The following is a 5313-nucleotide window of genomic DNA, read 5'->3' on the forward strand; positions in this document are numbered from 1 at the left end:
GGTGCCAGAGCGGAGTCGAAGGCCGGTGCCTGAGCGGAGTCGAAGGCCGGTCATCACCCAACGGCCGGCAGGAAAATTCTTTTGTCCCTATTTAAAACAGAATCCCGACTGGGGGGCTGTGAAATCGCAACGGCAGCGAAAAAACTTTAAACGCCTGCCTGATAGCAAACCTCTGGTCTAAGAAATGGGTATTGTGAAATAGCTCGGAATAGGAACTTTTAGACCCTTTGCTGTTTTTAGCCCGGGTATTCACCTTGGGGCTGCTTTGCCGCACCCTTTGCGGGTGCGCCTGCAAACAATCGCAGGCATAAAGCCTGCGGTTACGGCAGACCAAACACATTTCTGAATTAAATTTCACCTTCTCGTAAATTCCCTCGAAAATCACTTGACAAAAACAAAAAATCTCCGTAAAATGTAATGTTTGATCCAGATCAAAAAAATCAAAAAGCGTTCTTTTTAATAAATATGAGGTGACATATGCATCCAACAAGCAGTCCGGTGGCCTACGCCATTTATGTGGTGTTTTTTGTGGGAATGATGGTGTTGTTTGCAGTTCTGATCTGGCGGCGGTTAAAGGTGATGCTGCAGGCTGAGCCCATCAATCGTTTTGATCACATCGGCGTGCGTATTTGGGAAGTCATAAAAATCGTTTTGGGACAAGCGCGCATTTTGAATCGGCATTTTTTAGGGGCCGGTTTTATGCACGCCTTTATCTTTTGGGGGTTTGTGGTTTTGCTGATTAATTCCAGCGATGTCATTTTCGGAGGGCTCTTCCACGGATTTCACTTCCCGTTTTTGGCCCCGGGGTCTGCCGCGCTCACAGTCTATTATTACATGCGGGACATTTTTGAAATAATCGTCGTGATTATGGTACTGGTAGCCGTCTTTCGGCGTGCGGTTCTGCGCCCCAAACGCCTGACCATCAATTTTGACGGTTACCTGATTCTGACCTTCATTTTTCTGATTATGGTTTCCGACTTTTTTATGAACGGAGCGGCCAAGGTCATGCACCCGCACGATCTGGCTAACGCCTCGCTTGTGAATATCTGGGTCGGCAATTACTTTCTGGCGCATCATATGAGCTGGAATACGGCTCACCTTATTTTCAATACCGGCTGGTGGGTGCATGCCGCAACGGTGCTCATCTTTTTGAATTTCTTGCCGGTGTCCAAACATTTTCATGTTATTACAGCCGTTTTTAACGTGTTTTTCAAGCGCCTGGACAAGGGGTATTTGCCCAAGCTGGATATTGAAAATGCGACCCACTACGGCGCGTCAAAACTCCACCATTTCGATTGGAAGGATATTCTGGATGTGTACACCTGTACGGAATGCGGGCGCTGCCAGTCGGTGTGTCCGGCATTCAACACGGGGAAACCGCTCTCTCCGAAGAAGATCAACGAAAATATGCGGGAATATCTTTTCGATAACATCAGCACCATTGTCAGCAATCCGCGTGAGAAACTGGATGAATTGGAATACGAGGGCGATCCTCTGGTGGGGAACACCATTTCGGAGGATGTGATCTGGGCGTGTACAAGCTGCGGCGCCTGCGAAAATGTGTGTCCGCTGACCATCGAATTCATCGATCGCATTGTTGAAATGCGCCGGTATCTGGTTCTTGAAGAAAGCAAATTTCCGCAGGAACTGGTCACAACCTACAAAAATATTGAAAACAACAGCAATCCCTGGGGGATTGGCGCCAGTGAACGGGAGGCATGGGCTGAAGGCCTGGATGTTCGCAAAATGCGTGACGTGAAGGAAGTGGATGTGCTTTACTGGGTGGGATGTGCCGGTGCCTTCGATGACAAGGGCAAAAAGACCTCCCAGGCGATGGTGAAAATTTTGAATGCGGCCGGGGTTGATTTTGCCATTCTCGGGAAGGAAGAAAACTGCACGGGCGATCCGGCCCGACGTTCCGGAAACGAGTATCTCTTCCAGATGCAGGCGGAAACCAATATCGAGACCCTGAAACAGTACAAATTTAATCGGATTGTAACGCAGTGCCCCCACTGTTACAACACCCTGAAAAATGAATATCCGCAATTTGACGGAAATTTTAAGGTGGTTCACCACACGGAATTCATCGAAGAGCTTATCGAATCCGGGAAAATTAAGTTGACCAAGCCCCTCAAGGAACGGATTACGTATCACGATTCCTGTTATCTGGGGCGCCACAACGATATTTACAAGGCGCCGAGGAAGGTCATTACAGCCATTCCCGGCGTGGAAATGGTCGAAATGCCGCGCAACAGAGACAATGCCTTCTGCTGTGGGGCAGGCGGCGGCCGTATGTGGATGGAAGAAACCATCGGTACCCGCATTAATCACGATCGGGCGGAGGAGGCTATCGGTGTCAATCCCAATGTGGTGGCCACGGCCTGTCCCTTCTGCCACACGATGCTGGATGACGGCCTAAAGGACAAGGGAAAGGAAAATATCCAGACACTGGACATTGTTCAATTGGTTGCCGAAGCAATGGAATAGATGCGTTTTAGCTGTTCAATGGTTTAAGAGGATTCAGGAATTTTTATGGAAGATTTTGAATATCACGTGTTGGATAAGGGAATTGTGCGGCTGGTCGATTTTATGGGCGGGGATAACGCGGTGGTCCAGGCTGCCCGGGTGTCGTTTGGGCAGGGAACAAAGGGCGAGGAAAAGGATCGAAAACTAATCGATTATCTCATCCGGAATGCCCATGAAACGCCTTTTGAACAGGCGATTTTTAAGTTTCACATCAAATGCCCGATTTTTGTGGCACGGCAGTGGTTTCGGCACCGCTGGGCGAGCTACAATGAGATCTCCGGCCGCTACACGGAAATGTCTCACGAATTCTACGTACCCGAAAAATTTCGGACCCAGGAAAAGAAGAATTACACCTATTCTGATTTGAAGGAACCCCTGAGCCAAAATTTACGGGAGAAAATAGAAACTTTTTATGAGCAGACCTACCGGCTTTACGAGGAGCTGTTGGCGGATGGGGTGGCAAAGGAACAGGCGCGTATTGTTTTGCCTCTTTCCCTGTACACGCAGTTTTACTGGGCCGTGAATGCCCGTTCCCTCATGAACTTTGTGAAGCTTCGGACCGATGAACATGCCCAATATGAAATTCGTGTGTACGCCAATGCCATAGCCGATGTTTTTCAGAAAAAAATGCCGTGGACGTTTGAATCCTTTAAAAAACACGTTCTGGAACATGATGAAAAATCATATTAATTCGCGAATTAGCGGCTAATATTTTTTAGACAAATTCCTTTGTGGAAAAGTTGCTTTTTGCAAAGAAGCACAAAAATCAATATTGACAATTGCAATTTAATTTTCTATATTTAAGCAGTTCTTTCAAAAAACACAATTTCGGTGCTTCCGTGATGGGAACATTGGGTTCATCATCGCGAAGCTGAAAAGGGAATCCCGTGAAAATCGGGAGCAGCCCCGCTACTGTAAAGGGTGACGAAAACCGTACATTGCCACTGTTCGTCAAAAAAACGGATGGGAAGGCACGGTAAGTAGGATGACCCCTGAGCCAGGAGACCTGCCGAAATTGCAACCGGTGAAACCTTCGCGGGCAAGGTCTGGGTTTTAATTCTCTTAAGAACACGCATTTTAACCCCAATTTTCACGACGAAGGTTGGGGTTTTTTATTGCCCAACCAAGCGTTCTTCCCCCCGCAGGGTCTTCACAACGTTGTTTGTCTTTCAGCAAAAAGGACTAACACAGAGAACCGCAGAGACAAAAGTGTCCAGTGACTCATTCTCTGCACGGCTTCATTTTTCTGTACATTTTCAATTTGACGAAAAGGAGAGTTGACATGCCAACCAAACTCAAGAAGGGGTATGTTCAGATTTACACCGGAAACGGAAAGGGGAAAACGACCGCCGCCCTGGGACTGGCTTTTCGGGCGGCCGGAAATGACTTTCATGTGTTTATCGGTCAGTTTATGAAGGGTCAGGACTACGGTGAGCTGAAAGCCGCCAGCCGCCTCGCCCCGTACATCACAATTGAACAGTTTGGAAAGCCCACGTTTGTTCACGTGGATAAGGCCACAGAGGAGGATGTCCGGCTGGCCAAAGAGGGACTGGAACAATCGCGCAAAGCGATGCTGAGTGAAGCGTACGATATCGTTATTCTGGATGAAATCAATGTGGCGATCTTTTTCAAGCTGGTGACTACCGAGGAGGTTTTGGCGCTCATTGACGAAAAACCTGCCGGCGTTGAACTCATCCTGACCGGCCGGTACGCTCCCAAAGACCTGATTGAAAAAGCCGATCTCGTGACGGAGATGAAGGAAGTCAAGCATTACTACACCCAGGGTGTTCAGGCACGCAAAGGAATTGAAAAGTGAGTCGCTTGCAAAGGGCACTTTTTTCTCTAGTATTTTTGAGCCTTATCGGTTTTGGGTCAAAGGGATTTCCTGCTCCTCCGGGAGAAAAAGGAGACTTCCAAAACTCCGTTAAAATAACCGGGCAGGTGCTCGATGCCGAAACCGGCGATCCCCTCATTGGAGCAAACGTTCTGGTGGCCGGAACCAGCTACGGCGCGGCCACAGACCTTCAGGGACGGTACGAAATTGCCAATCTGCCGGTGGGCACGTACACCATTCGCGTGGTGATGATGGGTTACACTACTGCACAAAAATCAGGGGTGCGTATTTTCGAGGATCATTCTGTCAGCCTTGATTTTCGTCTTCAACCCAAAATTATTCGGCTGGGGAGTTTGCTGGTGTGGGGAACCCGGGAATCCTCTTCTCTGTGGGAAAATCCGGCAGCGCTTGAAATTATTTCCCGAAAACAGATTGAAGCCAGCACGGCGCAAAATCTGGGGGATTTTCTGAAATCCCAGCCGGGGCTGTTTGTGTACGATACGGGCGGAAAAGGTGGCGGCAAAACGGTTTCCATTCGAGGCAGCCATACCAACCAGGTGCTTGTTCTGATAGACGGCGTGAAAATAAATCCCGCTCAAAACAATCTGGTCGATCTGTCCGGCATTTCCCTGGATTGGATTGATCACATTGAGATCCTCAAGAGCGGAGGCTCGACCCTTTTCGGGAGCGACGCCATCGGGGGGGTGATCAATATCGTGACACGAAAGAGCGCTTCTTCAAAGCAAAGGGCAACACTGACCCTTGGAGAGGGAAGTTTTGGTTCGCGGGAACTGGGAGGAAGCCTGTTTCCGGAGTGGGGGCCGTTCCGGATGAATATCTCCTATCAGAGACGTATGTCAAATGGAAATTTTCCCTATGTTGATTCCTTTGGAAGAGACGCCATCCGCAGAAATAACGGATTTTGGGATCAGAATGTGTTTGTCCAGATTGCA

The 5313-nt window shown here is 48.7% G+C and carries 4 protein-coding genes and 1 riboswitch; all 4 genes read left to right on the forward strand.

The window, feature by feature from the left end; genetic code table 11:
- The first annotated feature begins 477 nt into the window (after positions 1-477).
- Positions 478-2487 carry a (Fe-S)-binding protein gene (locus tag GXO76_13735; protein ID NOY78919.1) on the forward strand — a complete coding sequence of 670 codons (2010 nt, stop codon included), beginning with the start codon at positions 478-480 and terminating at the stop codon, positions 2485-2487.
- A 45-nt stretch (positions 2488-2532) separates the two neighbouring features.
- Positions 2533-3216: an FAD-dependent thymidylate synthase gene (locus GXO76_13740; GenBank protein NOY78920.1), complete on the forward strand. Its 684-nt coding sequence runs from the start codon at positions 2533-2535 to the stop codon at positions 3214-3216.
- Between the two features lie 122 nt (positions 3217-3338).
- Positions 3339-3555, forward strand: a riboswitch (cobalamin riboswitch).
- A gap of 253 nt (positions 3556-3808) precedes the next feature.
- Positions 3809-4342 carry a cob(I)yrinic acid a,c-diamide adenosyltransferase gene (locus GXO76_13745; GenBank protein NOY78921.1) on the forward strand — a complete coding sequence of 178 codons (534 nt, stop codon included), beginning with the start codon at positions 3809-3811 and terminating at the stop codon, positions 4340-4342.
- On the forward strand, positions 4339-5313 hold a 975-nt coding region (locus GXO76_13750), incomplete at its 3' end, for a TonB-dependent receptor plug domain-containing protein (GenBank protein ID NOY78922.1). The genes GXO76_13745 and GXO76_13750, both read left to right, overlap by 4 nt.

This window comes from Calditrichota bacterium (genome assembly GCA_013151735.1).
Classification (GTDB): domain Bacteria; phylum Zhuqueibacterota; class JdFR-76; order JdFR-76; family BMS3Abin05; genus BMS3Abin05.